At 28.3% G+C, this 22,306-nt stretch carries 29 protein-coding genes; 21 read left to right on the top strand and 8 right to left on the bottom strand.

Going from position 1 to position 22,306, the window contains the following annotated elements; genetic code table 11:
* The first annotated feature begins 55 nt into the window (after positions 1 to 55).
* From CRU95_RS08040 to CRU95_RS07990, 11 genes are all read left to right on the top strand, one after another.
* Positions 56 to 754, top strand: a complete 699-nt coding sequence (locus CRU95_RS08040) for an energy-coupling factor ABC transporter permease (RefSeq protein ID WP_129100632.1) — start codon at positions 56 to 58, stop codon at positions 752 to 754.
* Positions 741 to 1,559 carry a sirohydrochlorin cobaltochelatase gene (locus tag CRU95_RS08035; RefSeq protein WP_129100631.1) on the top strand — a complete coding sequence of 273 codons (819 nt, stop codon included), beginning with the start codon at positions 741 to 743 and terminating at the stop codon, positions 1,557 to 1,559. The genes CRU95_RS08040 and CRU95_RS08035 overlap by 14 nt, the downstream gene beginning before the upstream one ends.
* Entirely contained in the window at positions 1,549 to 2,241 is a 693-nt protein-coding gene (locus CRU95_RS08030; protein WP_129100630.1) for a precorrin-2 C(20)-methyltransferase, read from the top strand. Before CRU95_RS08035 ends, CRU95_RS08030 begins: the two co-directional genes overlap by 11 nt.
* Entirely contained in the window at positions 2,241 to 2,951 is a 711-nt protein-coding gene (locus CRU95_RS08025) for a precorrin-8X methylmutase (protein ID WP_129100629.1), read from the top strand. Before CRU95_RS08030 ends, CRU95_RS08025 begins: the two co-directional genes overlap by 1 nt.
* Positions 2,941 to 3,390, top strand: coding sequence for a (2Fe-2S) ferredoxin domain-containing protein (locus CRU95_RS08020; RefSeq protein ID WP_129100628.1), 450 nt, complete (start codon positions 2,941 to 2,943; stop codon positions 3,388 to 3,390). The genes CRU95_RS08025 and CRU95_RS08020 overlap by 11 nt, the downstream gene beginning before the upstream one ends.
* Entirely contained in the window at positions 3,390 to 4,412 is a 1,023-nt protein-coding gene (gene cbiD, locus CRU95_RS08015) for a cobalt-precorrin-5B (C(1))-methyltransferase CbiD (protein WP_129100627.1), read from the top strand. The genes CRU95_RS08020 and cbiD overlap by 1 nt, the downstream gene beginning before the upstream one ends.
* Positions 4,406 to 5,578, top strand: coding sequence for a precorrin-6Y C5,15-methyltransferase (decarboxylating) subunit CbiT (gene cbiT, locus CRU95_RS08010; protein WP_129100626.1), 1,173 nt, complete (start codon positions 4,406 to 4,408; stop codon positions 5,576 to 5,578). The genes cbiD and cbiT overlap by 7 nt, the downstream gene beginning before the upstream one ends.
* On the top strand, positions 5,575 to 6,318 hold the full coding sequence (gene cobM, locus CRU95_RS08005) for a precorrin-4 C(11)-methyltransferase (protein ID WP_129100625.1): 744 nt from the start codon (positions 5,575 to 5,577) through the stop codon (positions 6,316 to 6,318). The genes cbiT and cobM overlap by 4 nt, the downstream gene beginning before the upstream one ends.
* Complete coding sequence (locus tag CRU95_RS08000; protein ID WP_129100624.1) at positions 6,312 to 7,328, top strand: cobalt-precorrin 5A hydrolase; 1,017 nt, start codon at positions 6,312 to 6,314, stop codon at positions 7,326 to 7,328. Before cobM ends, CRU95_RS08000 begins: the two co-directional genes overlap by 7 nt.
* A complete protein-coding gene (locus tag CRU95_RS07995) occupies positions 7,328 to 8,107 on the top strand; it encodes a precorrin-3B C(17)-methyltransferase (RefSeq protein ID WP_129100623.1) in 780 nt (259 codons plus the stop codon). Before CRU95_RS08000 ends, CRU95_RS07995 begins: the two co-directional genes overlap by 1 nt.
* Positions 8,108 to 8,221: 114 nt before the next feature.
* Positions 8,222 to 8,791: an NAD(P)H-dependent oxidoreductase gene (locus tag CRU95_RS07990; RefSeq protein ID WP_129100622.1), complete on the top strand. Its 570-nt coding sequence runs from the start codon at positions 8,222 to 8,224 to the stop codon at positions 8,789 to 8,791.
* A gap of 32 nt (positions 8,792 to 8,823) precedes the next feature.
* Here CRU95_RS07990 and CRU95_RS07985 read toward each other — a convergent pair whose 3' ends face one another.
* Genes CRU95_RS07985 through CRU95_RS07970 form a run of 4 tightly spaced genes read right to left on the bottom strand, consistent with a single transcriptional unit; the run spans position 8,824 to position 12,207 of the window.
* Entirely contained in the window at positions 8,824 to 9,396 is a 573-nt protein-coding gene (locus CRU95_RS07985) for a bifunctional 2-polyprenyl-6-hydroxyphenol methylase/3-demethylubiquinol 3-O-methyltransferase UbiG (RefSeq protein ID WP_129100621.1), read from the bottom strand.
* Between the two features lie 31 nt (positions 9,397 to 9,427).
* Positions 9,428 to 10,027, bottom strand: coding sequence for a pyridoxamine 5'-phosphate oxidase family protein (locus tag CRU95_RS07980; RefSeq protein WP_129100620.1), 600 nt, complete (start codon positions 10,025 to 10,027; stop codon positions 9,428 to 9,430).
* Between the two features lie 9 nt (positions 10,028 to 10,036).
* Complete coding sequence (locus CRU95_RS07975; RefSeq protein WP_129100619.1) at positions 10,037 to 10,618, bottom strand: DJ-1/PfpI family protein; 582 nt, start codon at positions 10,616 to 10,618, stop codon at positions 10,037 to 10,039.
* A gap of 11 nt (positions 10,619 to 10,629) precedes the next feature.
* A complete protein-coding gene (locus CRU95_RS07970) occupies positions 10,630 to 12,207 on the bottom strand; it encodes a molybdopterin-dependent oxidoreductase (RefSeq protein ID WP_129100618.1) in 1,578 nt (525 codons plus the stop codon).
* 88 nt (positions 12,208 to 12,295) lie between these two features.
* Between CRU95_RS07970 and CRU95_RS07965 the strand changes: the two genes are divergently transcribed.
* Complete coding sequence (locus CRU95_RS07965; protein WP_129100617.1) at positions 12,296 to 13,663, top strand: PLP-dependent aminotransferase family protein; 1,368 nt, start codon at positions 12,296 to 12,298, stop codon at positions 13,661 to 13,663.
* Here the strand turns inward: CRU95_RS07965 and aat are convergent.
* On the bottom strand, positions 13,658 to 14,329 hold the full coding sequence (aat, locus tag CRU95_RS07960; protein WP_129100616.1) for a leucyl/phenylalanyl-tRNA--protein transferase: 672 nt from the start codon (positions 14,327 to 14,329) through the stop codon (positions 13,658 to 13,660). The two genes, CRU95_RS07965 and aat, sit on opposite strands and share 6 nt — an antisense overlap.
* A gap of 81 nt (positions 14,330 to 14,410) precedes the next feature.
* On the opposite strand from aat, the gene CRU95_RS07955 reads away from it, so the two are divergent.
* Positions 14,411 to 14,770: a DUF6172 family protein gene (locus CRU95_RS07955; RefSeq protein ID WP_129100615.1), complete on the top strand. Its 360-nt coding sequence runs from the start codon at positions 14,411 to 14,413 to the stop codon at positions 14,768 to 14,770.
* Here CRU95_RS07955 and CRU95_RS07950 read toward each other — a convergent pair whose 3' ends face one another.
* The gene (locus CRU95_RS07950) at positions 14,771 to 15,628 is read right to left on the bottom strand and encodes a DUF89 domain-containing protein (RefSeq protein WP_129100614.1); all 858 of its coding nucleotides are present in this window, start codon (positions 15,626 to 15,628) and stop codon (positions 14,771 to 14,773) included.
* A gap of 166 nt (positions 15,629 to 15,794) precedes the next feature.
* Between CRU95_RS07950 and CRU95_RS07945 the strand changes: the two genes are divergently transcribed.
* From CRU95_RS07945 to CRU95_RS07915, 7 genes are all read left to right on the top strand, one after another.
* Positions 15,795 to 17,093: an NCS2 family permease gene (locus CRU95_RS07945; RefSeq protein WP_129100613.1), complete on the top strand. Its 1,299-nt coding sequence runs from the start codon at positions 15,795 to 15,797 to the stop codon at positions 17,091 to 17,093.
* A gap of 3 nt (positions 17,094 to 17,096) precedes the next feature.
* Complete coding sequence (locus CRU95_RS07940; protein ID WP_129100612.1) at positions 17,097 to 17,546, top strand: phosphoribosyltransferase; 450 nt, start codon at positions 17,097 to 17,099, stop codon at positions 17,544 to 17,546.
* A gap of 75 nt (positions 17,547 to 17,621) precedes the next feature.
* A complete protein-coding gene (locus CRU95_RS07935) occupies positions 17,622 to 17,891 on the top strand; it encodes a hypothetical protein (protein WP_129100611.1) in 270 nt (89 codons plus the stop codon).
* Positions 17,892 to 17,938: 47 nt separating this feature from the next.
* A complete protein-coding gene (locus tag CRU95_RS07930) occupies positions 17,939 to 18,340 on the top strand; it encodes a DUF423 domain-containing protein (RefSeq protein WP_129100610.1) in 402 nt (133 codons plus the stop codon).
* 82 nt (positions 18,341 to 18,422) lie between these two features.
* Positions 18,423 to 18,923, top strand: coding sequence for a YajQ family cyclic di-GMP-binding protein (locus CRU95_RS07925; protein ID WP_129100609.1), 501 nt, complete (start codon positions 18,423 to 18,425; stop codon positions 18,921 to 18,923).
* Positions 18,924 to 18,936: 13 nt separating this feature from the next.
* Positions 18,937 to 19,602 carry a response regulator transcription factor gene (locus tag CRU95_RS07920; protein WP_129100608.1) on the top strand — a complete coding sequence of 222 codons (666 nt, stop codon included), beginning with the start codon at positions 18,937 to 18,939 and terminating at the stop codon, positions 19,600 to 19,602.
* Positions 19,589 to 20,761 (top strand): HAMP domain-containing sensor histidine kinase, encoded by a 1,173-nt coding sequence (locus CRU95_RS07915; protein ID WP_129100607.1) that lies wholly within the window; start codon positions 19,589 to 19,591, stop codon positions 20,759 to 20,761. The genes CRU95_RS07920 and CRU95_RS07915 overlap by 14 nt, the downstream gene beginning before the upstream one ends.
* 8 nt (positions 20,762 to 20,769) lie before the next feature.
* Here the strand turns inward: CRU95_RS07915 and CRU95_RS07910 are convergent, their stop codons facing one another.
* Entirely contained in the window at positions 20,770 to 21,360 is a 591-nt protein-coding gene (locus CRU95_RS07910; protein ID WP_129100606.1) for a hypothetical protein, read from the bottom strand.
* 95 nt (positions 21,361 to 21,455) lie between these two features.
* On the opposite strand from CRU95_RS07910, the gene CRU95_RS07905 reads away from it, so the two are divergent.
* Entirely contained in the window at positions 21,456 to 22,031 is a 576-nt protein-coding gene (locus tag CRU95_RS07905; RefSeq protein ID WP_129100605.1) for an NUDIX hydrolase, read from the top strand.
* Between the two features lie 70 nt (positions 22,032 to 22,101).
* Here CRU95_RS07905 and CRU95_RS07900 read toward each other — a convergent pair.
* Positions 22,102 to 22,306, bottom strand: a 205-nt coding sequence (locus CRU95_RS07900; RefSeq protein WP_129100604.1) for a restriction endonuclease, incomplete at its 5' end; no start/stop codon positions are given.

Genomic DNA, 22,306 nt, shown 5'->3' with positions numbered 1-22,306 from the left:
ATTTCATATAGTTAAATCTATATATTTACAAATATTTATATTACAAGGACAAATTATGCATATAGAATCAGGTGTAGTGCAAGGTGCAAAAATCTTATTGAGTTATGGAACAGCTGCTGTTTCATTTGGAATTGCTATCAAAATGGCATTAAATAGTATAAAAAATAGTGGGATAATTCCATTTATTGTTAAAACTATAATTTCTACAATTTTAGTTTTTATGTTCTTTGAGGTACTTCCCCATCATCCAGTAGGTGTTTCAGAAGTTCATCTAATCTTAGGTTCAACTCTATTTTTGATATTTGGTGCTAGTTCAGCTGCTTTTGGTTTGGCTTTAGGTCTTTTGATTCAAGGAGTATTTTTCGCACCATTTGACTTACCACAATACGGTATGAATGTAACAACTATTCTTATGCCTTTATTTGCAATGGGTTATTTAGCAAAAAGAGTTATTCCTCAAAATATTGCATACAAAGATATTGCTTATAAAGATACTTTAAAATTATCACTTGCCTACCAAGGTGGAATTGTAACTTGGGTTGCTTTTTGGGCACTTTACGGGCAAGGCTTTGGAATAGAAAATTTAAGCGCTGTTGCTACTTTTGGAATCTCATATATGAGTGTTGTAATCTTAGAACCACTTATTGATTTAGCTGTACTTGCAGGTGCAAAAACACTTGGAAAATTAGAAAACAGTTCTTTTGTAGAAAAAAGACTTTATAAAGCAGTTGCACTGAAAAATGAAGAGATATAGACACTACAAAAAAGATAAAACAATAATTTTATCATGCTTTGGTTCTATAATTGAACAGCAAAAATATTTAGACCTAAAAAAGAGTATTGAAGAACAATTTGAAGGAATTGATGTCTTTATAGCTATTAGCTCTAGAATGGTTTTAAAAGGTTTGATTAAACATGGATTTGAGTATAAAAATTTAGCTCAAACAATAGCAGATGTTGATATGCAGGGATATAAGAATATTATAGTAGCTTCTATAAACCTTTTTCCAGCTTGTGAACATGAGCTTTTAAAGAAAACTGTTGAGGGATTTAGACATTTTTCATTTTCAAATATTAGATTATCAAATGCAATTTTTACAAGAACAAAAGATACAACACTTTTTTTAAAAGAACTTGATGAAAGAGTTTCGAAAAAAAATACAGCAAATCTTTATGTGATACATGGAACTCCAAAGTTAGAACTAGGAGGACTAGAATCAGTTTCTTATACTGCTAGATACTTAGAACAAAAAAGAAAAGGAAACTATGCTTGCTCACTAGAAGGTGCCTTTCCTTTTTTTGCCATTAAAGATGAACTTATAAAAAGAATAAAAAAAGACGGTTTTAAAAAAGTTCAAATAGTACCTATGCTTTTAGTAAGTGGAAATCATTATATAAAAGATATGGCTGAAATAAGTGAAGAGTTAGGTGAACATTTTAAAACAAAAATTGCAAAAAGTCTAAGTGAAGATGAAAAGTTTAATCTTTTACAAATGCCTACAATAAAAGAGATTATTGTTAATAATATAAAAGAAGAGATAATAAAACTTGGACACTAAAACAAAATTATATATGGTTTCACTAGGTCCTGCAAATTGGGAACTTGTGACCATACAAGCCTTAAAGGCACTTCAAACATGCGGTGCTATTTGTATCCCTACTAAAAGTAAGGATCATAGCTTTACAAGGTCAATCACATATAAAATCATAAAAGATTTGATGGATGAATATGGTTTTTCAAAACCTATTATTCCAGTATATGCACCTATGCATTTTAAGAAAAAAGATTGGCAATATCAAGTTGATATCTTAGAAGATGCAATAAAAGAGCAAGGAAGTGTATCTTTTGTGACACTAGGAGATGCAGCTGTATATAGTACAGTATATTATTTACTTGATATGATTAAAAAACAAAATAAAAAACTATATAAAAGAAGTGAAGTAATTGCAGGAATCACATCTTTTTCTTATGCCTCTTCAAGGGTAAAAAAGCCCTTGTGTTTAGGTGATAATAGATTTGAGATTATTCCCTTAGTTGGTAAAGATGTTCCTAGTACAAAAGTATATATGAGGCCAAAAGTTGGACTTAATACAAAGCATATGCAAGAAGATGGGACAATGTATACTTTTCAAAATCTAAATTTTGCAGGGGAACATATTCAAAAAGGAAAAATTCAAAAAGTAGAAAAATACATGACACTTTTTATAGATTTTTTAAAAACAAAAAAAGGTAAAAAATAATGGAGTTTTTACAAGAAGAACCCCCTGTAAATATTGGAGCAGATATTTCTGTAAAGTCATTTGAGATGATAACAAAAGAACTTCAAGACTACGAAAAAGCAAAAGAGTTTGATACAAATCAAATGGAAGTTATAACTAGACTTATTCATACAACTACTTGTTTTGAAGAGGTTTTAGAAAATATCTTTTTTACTAAAGATGCAATTGTTAGAATACAAGAACTACTTAAAAAACAAGCAAAAATAATAGTTGATGTAAATATGATAAAAGTAGGGCTTAGTGATTTTTATTTAAAACAATACTCCAACGAAGTAATTTGTTATATAAAAGAGCCTTTTACCTATGCAATGGCAGAAAAAAATAAAACAACAAGAAGTTATGCAGCAGTAGTAGAAGCAATAAAAAAACACAAAAATGAGCCTATGATTCTTGCATGCGGAAATGCTCCTACTTTTATATATGCAGCGATAAATACTCTTCTTGATGAAAAAATTGACCTTAAAAATGTAGCATTTTTACTTTTTCCAGTTGGTTTTGTAAATGTTGTAGAATCAAAAAATTATGGAAAAAGATTTTGTGAATATTTTGATGTGCCAGCAGTTATTATGGAAGGTAGATTTGGAAGTTCAACTATGACAGTTGCCACTTTACATGCCACATATAAGCTAATCAAAGATTTTGACGGAAAAGACAAATACAATGGAAAATAAAATCTATAATAATATGGGAAGTGAAGTTGCTGTCGGTTTTATTTGTAAGCCTAAAAAACTAGATCCAAATAAACCCATAATGCATTTTAAAACTCAGCTTTTTATCTGTGATGGGGAAAGATGTTCAAAAACACAAAAAGGTAATGACTTAGCTGGAAAGCTAAGAGATATTATAAAAGAGTTAGATCTTCATAAAGGTAAAAATCGTATAAAAATATCTAGAACCAATTGCTTTGGGGCTTGTAGATTTAGACAAGTTGCAGTTACTTTTGAAAATACTAAAGTAAATGGAAATTTGGTCAATAATAATATTTGGTTAAAAAATATTCATAAATATGATGAATCTAAATGGAAAGAGTTATTTTTAACTTTAAGTACAAATAAAGAGCTTAGTGAAGATTTATATGCTCAAGTTCCTATGAGTGAAATAGATGAGTAATGGGTGAAAAAGAATTAAGAAAAGGCTTAACAACTGGTGCTCATGCATTTTTACTTTTTTGTTCTGCCTTAACTGATTTTCTTGAAACTAAAAGACTATCTATTTGTAAAATAAATAAGATGGATAATGATGACCTTGATGTGACAAAAGGGTGTGAGATAGTTGTATCAATTAGTGATAATTTAGAAGATTTAGAACTAAATAATATCACACACAATCCTTTTATTTATGAATCTAATACAAATATATTAGCTATTTATGGAGGAAGTGGTGTTGGAATTGTTACAAAAAAAGGTTTAAAAATTTCTCCTTCTTTTCCAGCAATAAATCCAGTTCCAAGGGATGCTATATTTAAGGCATTTGAAGAGCTAAGTTTTCAATATCAGAACTTAGATTTGAAGTGTACAGTTTCTGTGACAAATGGTGAAGAGATATCAAAAAGAACTGCTAACTCAAAAGTTGGAGTCATAGGTGGTATTTCAATTTTAGGAACAAGAGGGATTGTAAAGCCAGTTTCTAGTTCTGCTTATATTGATTCGGTAAAAACAGAAATAGAGTTTGCTGTAAAAAATGGATATGAAACTCTGTATTTCACCTTGGGTAATTCAGCCTTAGAAGTAGCAAAAAAATATTCAAATGAAGAAGCTATTATAGAAATAGGTAATTTTGTATTTGATTCTATTGAAATAGCAGTAAAAGAAGGTGCAAAAGAAGTTATTTTTTTATGTGGAATTGGAAAGATGGCAAAGGTTTATCAAGGTTTTAAAAATACTCACAATCGTTTTGGAGTGATAGATTTTGAACTACTTCAAAAAGATATAGAAGAAGAACTAGGTTTTAAAGTGGATATTCAAGCAACTTTGACAGTAAAAGGAATATCTCAAGAGCTTGAAAGACATGGACTGTTAGAAGAGTTTTATAAAATGATAACAAAAAAAGCAAATGAGCAAATAAAGATTTGGCATAAAAATTCAAATGTAAAAGCCATAATATTAGAACAAAAGGATGTCTTAGGATGGTAACAATTATTGGTAATGGAATGGGTAAATATGATTTTTCTAATCTCAATATTGACATAACAAAATACGACAAAATACTATGCGATGTAAACTTTAAAGAAGAACAAAACAATATTTTAAAACTAAAATTTAAAGAGATAAAAGAGTACATAGTAAGTAACTATGAAAAAGAAAACATCCTTTATGTAGTTACAGGAAGTCCTTTATTTTTTAGTGCTGGAATAATCATAGCAAATGCTTTACCAAAAGAAAAAGTAAAAATCATAAATAATACTTCAAGTAAAGATTATATGATGGAAAAGCTCTTTATTAGTGAGGCAAATATTGATACTGTTTCTTTACATGGCAGAGAGCATTTTGATTTATCAAGATTTTTGACAAACAGTTACACCTTTGTACTTTGTGATAAAGATTCAATTGAAAAAATAACTCAGGCTGTTAAGTTTTTAAACAAAGAGGATATTACTGTAAGTATAGGATATAAACTTGGATATGAAGATGAGATTATAAAACAAATAGATATTTTCTCAAAGGAGTGTGAATCTTTTGATTTATCAAAGCCTTATGTACTAATTATCAAAAGAAACTTTGCACTAAAAAATCAAGTAAGTGAAGATGCAGAATTTGATACTCAAAGAGGAATGATAACTAAAAAATACAAACGACACTTAAGCTTGCAAAATCTTGACTTGAAACCAAACTTGCTTTTATGGGATATAGGTGCTGGAAGCGGAAGTTGTGGCATAGAAGCTTATACAAGATATAAAACAAGAACACTCTTTTTTGAAAAAAATGAAGAGAGAATAGAGAATATCAAAACAAATCTAACAAATCATAAGGTAATAGCTTGTGAACTTTTTGTAGGTGAAGCCCAAGATAAATTTGAGAGTTTAGAAGAAAATCCACAAAGAATATTTGTAGGTGGTGGAGGTGAAGAAGTTATAAAAAGGCTTCCTTATCTTTATGAAAGACTTGAAGAAGCTGGAATCATGCTAATAAATGCCATTACATTAAAACACCTTTCTCTGATGAATACAGTTTTAAATGAAGTAAATATAGATTATGAAATCCACTCAATAAGTCTTACAACATATAAGGGAAAACTTGACCTAGTGGAACCTGAAAGACAACTTTTCCAAATAAAGATTATAAAAGAGGAAAGCAAATGATATATTTCATAGGTGCAGGTCCTGGTGACCCTGAACTTATAACTGTAAAGGCTATGAATATCTTAAAAAAAGCAGATGCAGTTTTATATACAGGCTCACTTGTTCCAAAAGAAGTACTCTCTTGGTGTAAAGATGATGCCTTAATAGTTGATTCTCAAGGTATGAAGTATCCTGAAATCTTTGAGTTTTTATCTAAACACAAAGATAAAATAGTGGCAAGAGTTCATACAGGTGATCCATCTATTTATTCAACTATTGCAAAACAAATCGAATACTTAAATGAGCAAAATATAAAATACAGTGTAATACCAGGAATTACAGCTGCTTTTGGTGCAGCTGCTAGTTTAGGCATAGAATATACTATTCCCGGAGTCTCTCAAACAATTATATTAACAAGAGTAGAAGGTAAAACACCAAATCCTGAGAAACTAGAAAATATACTAGCTTGTAAAAACTCATCTTTGGCTTTTTATTTATCAATCTTACTTTTAAATAAGTTAAAAAAGAAGGCTTTAGAGTTAGATTATAGTCCTGATACACCTTGTTGGGTTGTGGAAAAAGCTACATGGAAAGAAGAGAAGATATACAAAGGAACAATTTCAGATATTCAAAATAAAGTATCACATATAAAAGGTGTAGCTCTTATACTTTTTGGAGAGTATTTAAATCAAAAAGAGACAGAAGAATCACATCTTTATGTAAAGCCTCTAATAAAAGAGTTAGGGATAAATAAATGTTAAAAATAGCAATAATCTCTATAAATCAACCAAGTCTAAATAGTGCAATAAAATTAAATAGCTATTTAGATGACTACGAAGTTGATATATATGGAAAAAAAGATTTACAATCTGATTTTGACAAACTTATTTGTTATGAAAAGATTGATTCTGTTTTAGAAAATGGCTGGAAAAAATATGATGCTATTATTTGCATACTTGCCATGGGAATAGTTGTAAGGAAGATTGCACCACTTCTTGAAAGTAAAGCAACAGATCCAGCAGTTTTAGTTATGAGTATGGATTTGTCAAAGGTTATACCTTTACTTAGTGGACATATTGGTGGAGCAAATGAGTTAAGTGATGTAATTGCAAAGAAAATAGATGGTTGTATAAATTTTATATCAACTGCAACGGACCAAGTAAAGGTATTTGCATTTGATATATTTGCCAAAAGAAATGGCATGAAAATAGAGAATTTAAATAAGTTAGCAAATATCTCAAATAGACTAATAAACAAACAAAAAGTAAAGATATTTACCTATAAAAATATTTTTGAAGCTATTGATGATAAAAATAATTTGCACTTAATTAGTGTTGATGAAATTGATGAAAATACAGTAATCATAAATCCTTTAAAATCAAGTGATAAGTTACAGTTAAAACCAAAAATATATTTAGGTATGGGATGTAATAGAAATACAAGTTTTGAAGATATAGAAAAAGCTTTTTTATACTTTTTAGATAAATATAATTTAGATTTAGAACAAATAGAAAATATAGCTTCCTTTGAAGCAAAAAATGATGAAGTAGGGCTTTTAACTTTTGCAAAGAAATATAACTTTGATATTAAGTTCTTTGATGAAAAACAAATAAATGCTTTAGAGGGTGAGTTTAGTCCTTCACAAGCTAAAAAGTTCTTTGGGCTAAAAGGTGTAGCAGAGCCATCAAGTGTGTTGGTATCCAAATACAAAGAGTTGATAATACCTAAAGAGGTATATGAAAAGAAAATAACAATTGCAGGGGCAGTTTAGTGAATAGATTATATATAGTAAGTAGTGGAGCAGGGGGAGTTCATTATATAACTCCAGAGGCTAGAAGAGCAATAGCTGAGTGTGAGGTAGTAGTATCTTATACTAAATATGCAAGGGAACTTAAAAGTATACTAGAAGATAAAGAGGTTTATACTTCAGGTATGACCCATGAGATTGAAAGATGTACACAAGCAATAGAATATGCAAAGCAAGGTAAAACTACTTGTATAATCTCAAATGGAGATGCCAATGTATTTGGTATGGCAACATTAATAGTTGAATTAATAGATGAAAAGAATCTATGGGATAGTATCGAGCTTATTTCTCTTCCTGGCGTGACTTCATTTTTAGCAGCAGCTTCAAAGGTTGGAGCTCCTGTGTCTCAAGATTTTGCGATAATTTCTTTATCTGATAGATTAACAGATATAAATTTAATAGATAAGAGAGTTAAGTCTGCTTTAGAGTGTGATTTTGTTATGGGAATATACAATCCAAAATCGAAAAAAAGAATTCTACCATATCAAAACTTTCTTGCTAGACTTGATGAGGTCGAGGAGCGAATAGCAATCATTGCTCAAAATGTAGGAAGAGATGAAAAGGAAAACATAACTATCACTACTACAACTGAGTTAATAAAAGAAAATATTAATCATGAAAAAGTAGGCATGAACACAATAATTATAATTTGCAACTCAAATACAAAACTTACAAAAAATGGTTTAGTTCTTACTCCAAGAGGCTATTTAAATAAGTATGAGACAAGTGGAGAGTTAAAATAAGTAATATTTAGAAAAGTTTTTATTTTAAGTTTTTAAGTATTGTTTAAAATCTTATATTATACTATACTTCTATTACTTACCTAAAGTAATGTAATAGAATATAAGGAAGGTATAATGAAAAAAACATTGGTTATATTAGCTCATCCTAATATGAAAGAATCAAGACTAAATAAAGAGATGATTAATAGTATAAAAGATGAGCCTTTTGTAACTATTAATGATTTGTATTCAAAGTATAAATCCTTTGATGATATTGATGTAAAAGAAGAACAAAAACTTCTTTTAGAACATGATAGGATTGTATTTCAGTTTCCCCTTTATTGGTTTAGTTCTCCTGGCTTATTAAAAGATTGGCAAGATAAAGTTTTGGAATATGGTTTTGCATATGGAAGTGATGGTTATAAACTTGCAAACAAAGAGTTTAAAATAGCAATTACAATTGGCTCACCAGAATATGCATATCAATCAGGAGCATATATACAAGCAAGTATTAATGAGATATTAAAACCTTTTGAGATAACTGCAAAGTTTATTCATCTGACTTTTACCTCTACATTTACAGTTCATCGTGCTTTAAAAATAACAGATGAAGAGCTCAAAGAAAAAGCTTTAGAGTACAGAGATATTTTGTCGAAACAAGATTGGTCTACTTCATTATTTAAATATTTGGCTGAGGCTAATTAAGGACTTACTATGTAAGTCCTTAGAATAGATTTTTAGTGTTTTTTTACTTCTATTGATTGTTTTTTCATTCTATATAATTCATAAGCTTCATTTTCAAATTCATCATAATCTAAAATCTCAAATTCATCACTAAAAAAACTTTTTAATTCACCTTTTTGTAATAAAAAATCAGGATTTGATGGTGGTTTTTCATTTATCTCATCATGCATATAAGTCTCAATAAATAGTATACCATCAGTTTTGAGTGCAGAGGCTAATTTGGGTATTAGTTTTCTATCAAGAAAGTTTGTCATGATGATAAGGTCATAGGCATTTTTAGATACTTCATATTCATCTAAATCAACTAGTTTACAAGTAATATTACTAAAGCCCTTTTTATCAAGTTCATCTAGGGCAACTTGAGAAATATCTATTGATTCAACATCAAAACCCTTTGATGCAAGATAAATAGAATTTCTACCAGCTCCACTAGCCACATCAAGAGCTTTTTTGCCTTTTACTTTTGTAAGTAAGTGTATTAGTTTTTTACTAGGCTCTCTTTTTTCAAGTAGTGAGGGCGTATTTTGATATTTTTTATCCCATTTTAATTTGTCATTTAGTGCCATTTCTTCTCTTTTTAATATTTTTTACAAAATATTATACTCTTTTAAACTCTTCAATTAACTTCAACGTTTCCAAATCTTTTGGTGTTCCTCGTTCTTTTAAATGGCTTGTTACTCTTTCATATCTCTCTTTTGTAAAGGCTTGTCCTAATTTAAATTTTGCCTTTGTTTGCTCAGGTATAAGTTTATATATACAAGTTGCAGTGATGATTTTTTCATACATAGAATCATGTAGTGGTGTATAGTTTCCCTCTTTTTGATATTTTTTCATCAAGGCTTCTAGGGCTTGGGCTTTTTCATTATAATCTTCTACAAACTCAATTTTACCGTCGATAATTATAGATTTAAAAAGGTGTGTTGCTGGTGCTGCATTTCCTGTATCTGTACTAAAATAAGATGGAAGTAGAGAATAAGCTTCTACTACTGAAAAACTTGCATTTGCATTTTTATTTATATAATCTATTTTTTTACCCTTTTTTGCCCCATGAAAAAATATTTCATTGTTATATTCTACGAAATTAATAGGAAGAGAGTAGGGCTTATCATCTATACATAAAGCAAGAGTTCCATACTCTGCCTTATCTAAAACTTCTTTTATCATTTTTTTATCTGTTATTTCTACAATTTTTTGCATTTTTTTACCTTAACTTTTTATCCAATCAAATTGCATCTGTTTTGCAGTTTGATTAGCTAAGTCTAGATTTTTTATTTTTGAAACAAGGTGTAAACTCATATCAATACCTGCTGAAATTCCAGCACTTGTGAGTATATTTTCTTCATCTACCCATCTTACATTTTCAACTACATTTAGATTTGGATAATCATTTCTTAAATCAGGAATATCTTCCCAATGTGTTGTTACTGTGTGATTTGTAATAATTTTTGCCTCGGCTAATAAAAAAGCACCTGTACAAACAGAGGCTACTATTTTTGTATTTTTTGATTGCTCTTTTATCCACTTTATTACAGTTGTTTTTTTTACCTCTTCTGTATGCACTCCACCAACTACAATTAGGACATCAGTTTGAGGTACATTTTCAAAATTATAGTGTGAGTTGATTTTATAATTACCTCGTGCTGTAATAGTAGGCTCTTTTTCACTTATCAAAAAAACATTAAATTTTTCCTTCTCATCTAAAAATCTAGAAGCCACAGAAAATACTTCAAAAGGTCCAGAAAAATCTAAAACTTCGGCATTATCATAAATATAAATACCTATGTTCACTTTAATCTCCTTTATCCTACAGTCAATTTTATATCTTGAAAAGTTGCATTAGTGCCACAATCACTTATTTCATTTGAGGTGAGTCTATTTACTTGCTTATTACCTGCATAGATTAATATAGAATTTGAATAAATTCTTTCATCATTTTTCACTTTGATTTGTATAGAATCAATCTTAGATGATATTGTTACTAATTGATTATCAGCAAATCCCTTACTTGGATGAACATAAGCATAATCATCATATTTAAATTGTGAGTTCAAATTATCTGTATTTTTAGAGGTGATAAGATAAAATTCATCATCTTTTAAATCTAATAGTTCTACATTTTTTGTATCATGGTTGATAAAGTTTATATCTGGTTTGTCGTTAATTTTAGTCTTAAAACAATCAAGATATTCATCTTCACTAAGAAGTCCATCAAAACCAAACTCTTTGAACAAATATGAAGTAAGATCATATTCACTTATAGCATAATCATTCTCTTCACATACTTCACAGAATGTAACTTCATCATGTCCATAACTTGCTCTCACATCTTTTTTTTGTAAAAAAGTCTTTGCAGGGATGATGATATCTGCGTATTTTGAAGTTTCGTTTGCAGTTGTACCCATAAATATTACAAAGGTATTTTTCAAAGACTCTATAAGATATTGAGTGTTTGGTGCAGATATTACAGGGTTTGCAGCTTGTATAAATACTACATCATAATCATCAAATTTAATATCAGCATAAGTACAGGTTTTAGTAGGTTTTACAGAGATTTTATTTTCAAAAGGATATGTACCACTTCCTAAATACCAAACCCCTCTGTTTTTACCATCAAAAAGATTTAGTTTATTAAAAACTTTATCCATCTCATGGATTATAATTGCACCCTCTTTATATTTTTGAGCTCCAATTCCAATCATTGCTGATACTTTGTTTTTAGTTAATAGTTCTATTGTTTTATTAAATTGTTCTTGTGTGATATTGAGTTTATTTAAATCATCTATATCAATATCTTCATTGTCTAAAGCTTTTTGTAATAATTTTGCCAAAAGATAATCTCCTTTGGGAGGTATTTGTAAAAAAACTTCAGATTTTTTAGCTATTGGTGTTTTTACTGGGTCAATAGTGATAAATATTTTGTCTTTAACAAGTTTATAAATATGAGCTGATGTTTGTGTAAAGTTTCTTCCCCAAACTAAAATCACTTCACTTGCTTGAAGATCTTCAATATTTGGGTTTATACTATATTTTCTACCCATTTCTATACCAGCTTCACCTCCAGCACAGCAAATATCACCAACTGCAAAGGTAGCACCAATTTTTTCAAAAAACTTCATTGGTACTTTTTGCATAACACCCATATTCCCAGTGCCTTTGTAGTATAAAATCTTTTGATTAGGTTCTTTCAATTTATTTGCAACTTTTTTTAGTGTTTCATTTAAATTTTTATCGATAATATTTTTTTCTTGTATAAGATATGCAAAGTTTTTACAAAGTTTTTTGTTTGTGATATAGTCATCACTTGGTTTACAGGTACCATCTTTATATACAACTTTACAAGCATCAAAACAATCCATTGGACATGCTGTTAATTTCATATTCAACCTTTTATTTTATTTGTGATAATATATCATTTATCTGTACTTGAGACAAGTGCCAAAATATTTACAAAATAGGAGGACAGTTTTGTATTTTATTGATAAAAATAGTAAAACACCTTTACATATTCAGTTATATGAAGAGATAAAAAAAGAAGTAATCCATAATCTAAAAGTTGGCGATAAACTTCAATCCATAAGAAAAGTTGCCATAATATATAACTTAAGTAAAACTAGTGTTGAAAGTGCATATTCTCAACTTGTAGCAGAAGGTTATATTGATAGTTATCCAAAAAGTGGATACTTCGTAAGTGATACAAATTATAAAAATTTTAATGATGATAGTATTATTTCTATTGAAAATGAACAAAAAGCTGATAATTTTATTTATAATTTTTATCCAGCAAGATTGGAAAAGGACTCTTTCCCTCTTAAATTATGGAAAAGAATTTTCAATAAAGCCATAGATGAGAGACTTGATTTTGGGGGATATTCTGATGGACAAGGAGAATATGGCTTAAGAGATGAGATTGCTAAATATTTAATAGAATCTAGAGGTGTAAAGTGTAATGCTAGCCAGGTTATTGTTTGTAATGGATTTGATGATTCCTTAGGATTAATAATTAGACTTATAAATAAAAAATATGATACTTTAGCAATAGAACACCCTGGTTATCATATAGCTAGAAAAGTTTTTGAATCAAGTGAGTATAAAATAAAAAAAATACCAGTTGATAAAAATGGGATTGATTTAAAAGAACTAGAAAAGTCAAAAGCAAAATTAGTTTATATTACTCCGTCTCATCAATATCCTACGGGAGTTGCTATGCCCATATCAAATAGATTGAGGCTTTTAGATTGGGCAGAAAAAAATGAAGCATTAATTATTGAAGATGATTATGATAGTGAATTAACATATGAAACTAGACCCATACCTGCTTTACAAGGTTTAGATAGTTTTGATAGGGTTGTTTATGTAGGAACATTTTCTAAGTCTCTTTCTCCTGCTATTAGAGTTAGTTATTTAGTTATTCCAAGATTTTTATTAAAAGAGTTTAATGATACTTTTGAATCAAGAGTAAGCCTATTTACACAAAAAACTTTGGAAAAATTTATGAGTGAAGGTCATTGGGAACGTCATTTACGGAAAATAAGAACACTCAATAAAAAGAAACATTATCTCATGAAAAAAGTACTTGAAGAAAAATTAGGCACAACTGTGAAAATAGTAAATCAAGGTGGAGGTTTAGCTATACATATTAGTCCAAAAGTTTCTTTTGATTGGGATAAATTAGAAAAATTAGCAATAAAAAATAAAATAAAACTTCATTATGCAAAAGAGAGAGCAGGAGGAGAATGGCAAGCCTTAATGATGGGATTTGGTGGATTTAAAGAAGAAGAGATACAAGAAGCAGTAAGTGCTTTTTCTAAGATTTGGTATGAGTGTATCTTATGAGTTATTTTTTAAAATTTTAAAATACTCTTCTCTAGGTATCTCTTTTGCTCCCAAGCTAGCAAGATGCTCATTATAAACTTGACAATCTATTATTTTGATGCCATTTTGTTTTGCTTGGTTGCATAGGTGATAAAAGGCTACTTTTGAAGCATCTTTTTCTAGGGAAAACATACTCTCTCCACAAAAGACATCTCCTATAAGTAATCCATAAAGTCCACCTACAAGTTTATCATCTAAATAACACTCTATGGAAAAGGCATATTCAAGATGAAAAAGATTTGTATAAGCTTGGATAAATTCATGGCTTATCCAAGTGCTATCTTCATGTTTTCTTTTTATATTGGCACATGATTTTATAACATCTTCAAATCGTTCGTTTGATTTTATTACAAAGCCTTTGTTTTTTATCACTCTTTTTAGACTTTTTGTTAGTCTAAACTCTTCAGGATACAAAACCATTCTTTTTTTGGGGCTAAACCAATGTATGTAATTGTATTCATCAATAAACCAAGGGAAAATTCCATTTTGATAAGCATTGACTATTCTTTGAGGATGAAAATCACCACCAATTGCTACTAAGTCATCTTTCATCATATTTAGTGTCGGAAAATCAAAGTTATTATCATCGAGAAGGTAAATTTTTTCTTTATCATCTAATAGTTTCATAAGCAAAATGTTATCTCAATTTCACTAAAAATTATCATCAAATGTAATAGATTTGGATATAATTGCAAAAAAAGGAAAAAATTGAAAAAAACTTTTAAACTACAAATAGAAAATAAAAAAACTGAACGAGTAGTAGAATCAATAAAAAATGAGATTAGAAAATATATAAAAAGAGAACAAAGAAAAGCTTTACCAGCAGATAAAAACTATTGGTTTTTTGATTGTAAATTCGCAAAAGCTGATGAAACACCAGTTGAAATCCCACTTTCTCATGTTATAAAATCTATTGATTTAGCAGCAGCGGATAATTGCGAGACTTTTTATTTAGAGATTATTGCAAGAGCAGAATTTAGAAAAGAAAAACAAAGAGTTCAATCTTTAGACGAAACTACTTCTGAAGAATCAGAAACAAGTGAAGAGATAAACGAAGAGGATATTTAATCATCCTCTTTTCAAAATTATCTCTCCTAAGTTTCTAGATATAGTATTTGCTACAACATTACATTTTACTTTAAATAAAAAAAAGATTTTATTATCTTTGTATGATTCTAAACACTCAAAATTACCCATACCTTTTGATAGTATTAGCGGTGTTTTATCAAATAGTTCCATGAACTCTTTTGAGGCTCTACTTTTATCTAATCCTGGAGTGTCTACACCTGAACTAATAACTTGGCAATATTTATCGATACCACTTTGTAAAGCTTCTTTTGTGGTGATATCATTTATTATGGCTTTTCCTCTTGTGGCATAGTGTATTTTAATATTTGGATATAAACTTACTATTATTTTAACCAATACTTTATCAAATACATTCTCACCTGCATTGTCTGCTAATATTATCAATGAGCCAGTTTCCTCTAACTTCTCTTTAAATATCTCATAATCATTTATTGAAAAGTTTGTTTGAAAGATAGAGTTTATCTCATCATCCAAACTAAACTCTTTTGTTGTTGCAAAATCAATTACATTGCCAGCAACTGCTGCTTTTATTGCTGTAAAAAGTTTATCCTCACTTGACGAGATTTTATCTTCTATTAGAGGTAAGTATGTAGTGGCTTTTTTGATAGATTCTTGTTTTAAAGTTTCTAATGGATCTTTTAAATTTGTTTTGAAACCAAGATATTCATAAACTTCTTTAGCTACAAAAGGAGGCGATTTTTTAAAATCAAAATTTAATGCTTTTTTTTCCACCTCAGTATTTATCTCTTTTGCAAGAGATTCATCTAGATTAAGTAGTTTCGTAGCTTTATTTATTTGTCCAACTATACACTCAACACAATCATTTGTTATATTCATATTTTTACTTTTGTTTTTTCTTATTATAGAAAATCTTTCTTTATATAAGGTAATATTTTATTGCTTTAATAAATAATAATTCATTTTTGGATATTATTCGAGGGTAAAAAAGCAAGAAAATATTTCTTCTTTTCTCTCTTTTTAAAATTATTACATAGGAACAGATGTGGGTTTTTTTAAATTAAAAAAATACAATACAAATGTCAAGACAGAGTTTACTGCTGGGTTAACGACATTTTTGACGATGATGTATATCGTCCCAGTAAATGGATTTATACTTGCAGATGCAGGTCTTCCAATGGATGCAGTTATTACTGCCACTGCTTTAATTACTATTTTAGCTACAATTTTTTCAGGTCTTTGGTCAAATACTCCAATTGCAATGAGTGTTGGTATGGGACTAAATGCTTACTTCTCATACGGTTTAGTTTTAGGTATGAAAATACCTTGGCAAACAGGTTTAGGTATAGTTTTCCTTTCTGGTATTTTATTTGTTATTTTATCTTTTACAAACTTTAGAGTTTGGATTATGACTTCTATTCCACTTAATTTAAGAAGAGCAATTAGTGCAGGTATTGGTACCTTTATTGCTTTTATTGGTTTAAAACAAATGGGTATGATAGTTGCTAGTCCTGCAACATTGGTTACTTTAGGTGATTTTACAAAAGATACTGTTTTATTAGGTACTTTTGGTTTGATTTTGACTTTTATTTTATTTGCATATAATTTAAAAGGTGCCTTTATTTTATCTATTCTTGTAACTTCAATAGTTGGATGGATTTTTGGTATTGGAGCAGCTCCCACATCATTGTTTTCATCTCCTGCATCAATTTCTCCAATATATTTTCAATTAGATATTATGAGTGCAATTAGTTTGTCACTTTTACCTGTTATTATTACATTTTTAGTTACTGATATGTTTGATACTCTAGGTACTTTGACAGGAGTTGGATCAAGAGCTAATCTTTTTCAAGAGAATAATAAAGAAGATAAATCTTTACAAAAAACACTTGAAGCAGATGCCATTGCAACAGTTGGTGGGAGTTTATTGGGTGTTTCGACAACTACAGCATTTGTTGAAAGTGCTTCAGGTGTAGAAGCTGGTGGAAGAACAGGATTAACAGCTGTTTTTACAGCTCTTTTATTTATAACAACTCTGTTTATGTTACCACTTTTTAAATCGATTCCACCAAATGCAATTTATCCTATTTTGGTAGTTGTTGGAGTATTGATGTTTAGTGAACTAGGAAAAATAAATTTTGAGAAAGTGGATTTTGCAACTTCAGCAGCAGCTTTTTTTATAGTTTTACTTATGCCATTGACTTATTCAATTACAAATGGTATATCAGCAGGTTTTATTGTTTATACAATTATAAAATTAGTTAAAAAAGAGACAAAAGATATAAATATTGGAATTATTCTTTTAACATTTATTTCTTTATTAGTTTTTATATTAAGAGGTTAGAAATTGCAAGAAAAGTATTATTATGGTTATGAAGAGTTCAAGGAAGATACTCAAGTTTTAGTAAATAAGTGTAGGGATTATGAACCTGAAATTTTGTTGGCAGTTGCAAGGGGTGGGCTTACATTATCTCATCTTATGGGACAAGCTTTAAATATGAGAAATGTCTTTTCTCTTAATTCTATTCATTATGAAGGGGAGTTGAAACTAGACACATTTAATATTTTTAATATTCCTGATGTATCACATGCAAAAAGAGTTTTAGTTATAGATGATATTGTTGATAGTGGCGAAACTATGAGAGAAATTTTAAAAAGATTAAGAGAAAAATTTCCTCATACAGAATTTAGATTAGCTACAATATTTTATAAACCAACTGCATGTATAAGTGCTGATTATTCAGTAAAAATTGCAGATAAGTGGATAGAGTTTTTTTGGGAAATTGATATTATATAATATATTAAGTATATAATATATGTATATTTAGTATATTTTTAGTATAATTTCGTCATTAATAAAATAGGAGAATATATGACCTTTATAGATTTTAAAAAACTTCTTTTGGATGCAGAATTAACGATTCCGAAGTTTACAGCGCTTATTAAAGTAAGTGAAAAAAACATACAAGCATATAAAAAGAAAAAAGAAGTTCCAAACGCTATAGCTGTTGTAGCTGCATGTTTTGCTAAGATGAACCAAGATGGCGTTGATTTTAAAGAAATCATAGAAGAGTTAGACTTAAAGAAAAAAGAGAAAAAAGGTGCTGGCTTCTCTGCTTCAAAAGATAAATCAAAAAGTTAATTAATTTTTTTTAGATATACTTCCCAATAAAAATTTGGGAGTATATTATGTTTATTACAAAACACACAAAAAACTTTTTAATCATTGCTTCATTTATGATGGCACTTGGCATTGCTATTGGTGCTTTTGGAGCACATGGTTTAAAAGCTACTACAGATGAATACTTAATGGCAGTTTACCATACTGGTGTTCAATATCAATTTTATAACACACTTGGACTTTTTGGTGTTGCACTTATCACTTATTTTTTACCAAATTCAAAACAAATTGTTATTTCAGGTTATTTACTTATTTTAGGAACATTAATTTTTTCTTGTTCTTTATATATGTTAGTTATACTGAAACTTTCTTGGCTTGGAGCAATTACACCTTTTGGTGGAACTATTATGATTATTTCATGGATAATTATTGGATTTACAGTACTTAATGAACTTAAAATAAAAGAATAGAAGAGATAAATATAATCTCTTAATAATCATTACATAAAGTTTTTATATAATATATAAATAAATTATTAAAATAGGAGACAATATGGCAGTAAAAGAACACGCATTTGATATTTCAGCAAAGCTTGATATGCAAGAACTTAAAAATGCAGTTATTCAATCGCAAAAAGAAATAGAAAATAGATATGACTTCAAAGGTTTAAAAGCAGAAATTGATTTTAACCAAGGTGCTAAAACAATCACTTTAATATCTTCAAGTGATAATAAAGTTGATGCTATGTATGATATTTTAATTTCAAAGATGAATAAAAGAGGGCTCTCTATAAATTCACTTGATGAAGCAAAAAAAGATGATAGTTCAGGTGGAAATAGAAAATATGTTTATGCAATAGTAGATTCAATCAAACAAGATGAAGCAAAACAAATCCAAGTGGAAATAAAAAATTTAAAATTAAAAGTAAAAGCTGTAAATCAAGGTGATGAGATAAGAGTTACAGGAAAAAATATTGATGATTTACAAACTATAATGAAGCATTTAAAATCAATGGATTTCAAATCACCACTTGTATTTGATAACTTCAAATAAAAAATGATAAATTATGAAGGTTTTATTATTAGAGGATGACTTAGCATTAAGTGATATTTTAAATGACTATTTAATGGACAAAGGTTATGATGTAACTTTATGCAATAAGGGTGAAGATGCTTTAGAAAAATTGATTGATAGTATTTATGACTTTGCAATACTAGATGTAAATACTCCAACTATGTCAGGTCTTGATGTTTTAAAATATATTAGAAATGACTACAAAAGTCAAACTCCTATTATAATCATTACCGCATATCAAGATACAAAGCATTTAAAAACTGCTTTTGAACTTGGGAGTGATGATTATATAAAAAAACCTTTTGATTTAGAAGAGTTAGAACAAAGAATAAATAAGCTTTGTAGATACTTTTCTCTTGGAAAAGTTGACGAAATGAAAATCGATGATAATATCTCTTTTTTACCTTCTGAATCTTTAGTTATAACAAATGGCAAAAAAATAAGAGTAGCTCAAAAAGAAAAAGAAATCTTAAAATATTTTATAACTCACTCTAATAGAGTTATATCCTCAGAGGAATTATTACAAAATATTTGGAAATATGATGAACAACCAACCGATGCAACTATTAGGGTTTATATAAAAAATCTTAGGGAAATTTTAGGAAAAGAAAAAATAGAGACTATACGAGGAATAGGATACAAATTTGAACAAAAATGAAAAAAAAGCTTTATTTAGTTTTTTATTTATATATATAGGCTCGACGGTTTTAATTCTTTTTATTTTATTACTTTCTTATTATAAAAAAGAGATTGATATGGTAGATCGTCGATGTTCAATTGAAATGAGTAGTGCTGCAAATATGCTAAAAGCAAATATCTTAAATGCTTATATGGAAAAGGTACCTTTTATTCCAACTCCATTAAAAAATGAGAATCTAAAGTATGGCCTTTTTGATAAAAATGGGAAAGTAATCTTTTCTCAATTTGAAAATAGTAAGATAGATTTTGATAAAGAGGCTTCTCACAATGAAAGTCACTCTTTTCATGTGGCAAAACTTGAAGAGCACCATGATGAAAAAATTGATATTAAATATATTGTAATTGAAACAAATCAAATAATTAGTGATACACAAAAATTAAAAATCTATATAAGTATTATTTTGCTATTGGCAACTTGTTTTATTGGAGGTATAGGATATTTACTTGCAAAATTACTTTTAAAACCTGTTCGAGAAAAAGTTGAACAAATGGACAAGTTTATAAAAGATTCTGCCCATGAATTAAATACTCCAATTGCAGTTTTGATGACTTCTACTTCTGCTTTAAAACAAGGAAGAAATGCCCAAAAGATGCTAAAGTATATTATAAGTAGTGCTAAACAAATTTCGCAATTATATAATGACATGCATTATAGTGCTTTTAATGAACAAGATATTTTTTTAGATGTTAATATTGATTTTGCTGAGTTGGTAAATGAAAGTGTTGAGTTTTTTCAAGATATTGCTATTACAAAAGGTATTAGGATAAATGAAGAACTTGAACCTTGTGATATTTTTATGGACAAAACAAAAACTCAAAAAATAGTAAATAATCTTATTTCAAATGCAATTAAATATTCAAAAAAAGATGCTCAAATAACTGTAAAACTAAAAGGTACTATTTTTTCTGTTCAAGATTTTGGGATAGGAATTGAACAAAAAGATCAAGAAGAGATTTTCAAAAGATACAAAAGAGGTGAAAATTTTGAAGGTGGATTTGGCATAGGATTAGATATTGTAAATGGAGTTTGTAAAGAGTATGATCTCAAAATTTCATTAAAATCAAGGAAAAATGAAGGTTCTACATTTTTTATTGATTTTAAATCTGTTGCAAAATAAAAAGGATCCTAAAACTTCATACTTAATTCTATCGTACCATTTTTATTCTCTTTTATTTGGGTATCAACATAGTTTCTTTTATTTGATAGTTGTCCTTGAATAGTTTGCATTACATGCCAAAACTTTTCATTAAAAGGTGAACTTATATCTTTTATTTTGTGCTCTTTTATTATGTCTGCTATTATTTCTATGATATGCATATAACAAATTTTATTTATACTTCTTTGTATTCTATATTCATGCATGATTTTTAAATTATTTTGCAAGGCCATTAATTCATCTTTATTTAATAAAGGGTGAGAGATTGGGCTATTTTCAATCTCTTCTTTTAAGTATTGTTTATATGAAGTAATCTCTTTTTCAATAGTTTTTCTCAACTCAGGCTTATATCCTATAATGATATTTTCTATTTCTTCATCACTTGGTTTTGTAATTTGAGCATCATATTTATAAATTACGCCTTGTACATATTCATGATTGATTGCATTTAAAATTTCTATCGCAGTTTGAATATACACATATTTGTCTTCTTTCCCATCTTTGAAACTTACTCCATGTTCTGAAATTATTGGTTTTGGTCCTATGTATTTTAGTTGCATTTCTAGCCTTAAAAAATTATTATTCAATTTATTTTACTATATATTTACTTTTTTTAAATAAATTTTGTATAAAATAATTGATTAAAGGCTAATAAATGAATAATATAATTAAAAATTTTAAAACATCTATTTTAGAAGATACAAAATTTGTGCATCCTGTAAAGTTAACATATAATCAAAATGGAATAGATAAAACTTGGGAAGCAGTTAAAAGCTTCGATTCTGTTGCTGTTTTACTTTATAACATAGATAAAAATGCTTTTCTATTAGTAAAACAATTTAGAGCTCCTGTTTATTTAAATGATAAATCAAACTTGTGTACTTATGAACTTTGTGCTGGGATTATTGATAAAGATATATCTTTGGAAATGATTGTAAAAGAAGAGATTGATGAGGAGTGTGGTTATAATGTTCCGTTAGAAAACATAGAAAAAATCACTTCTTTTTATACAAATGTTGGAATAAGTGGAGGAAAACAAAACTTATACTATGCCCAAATAAATGATAACATGAAAGTGCATAATGGCGGAGGAATCCATGATGAACAAATAGAGACTATGTATCTTCCTATCAATGAGTATAAAGAGTTTATTTATGATGAAAGTAAAGCGAAAACACCAGGATTGATGTTTTCGTTTATTTGGTTTATGGAAAATAAGATATCTAATTAATATCTTTAAAAAATATAAATTACCCAGCTATTTTTAATAGCTAGGTAATTTTTATATAAATAATTCAGCATTATTTTTCAAGTGTTTTTGAAAATTTTAATTTATTGTTAACAATTTCTTGAGCTGCTGGAAGTTCTTTTTTGTCCATATTTGAAAGTTCTTTATCAAGCTCTTTTAATAAGGCACCTCTTGCTTTTGAATCTTCTGTATTATTGATTTTATTTACTAATGTATTTACATTGCTAACTCCATTTGCAAATAATCCAGTCATTCCT

The sequence above is a fragment of the Arcobacter sp. F2176 genome (assembly GCF_004116465.1).
Lineage (GTDB): Bacteria > Campylobacterota > Campylobacteria > Campylobacterales > Arcobacteraceae > Arcobacter > Arcobacter siniprincipis.
The sequence above is the reverse complement of the archived record's forward strand: the minus strand, read 5'-3'. Positions and strand labels throughout refer to the sequence as shown.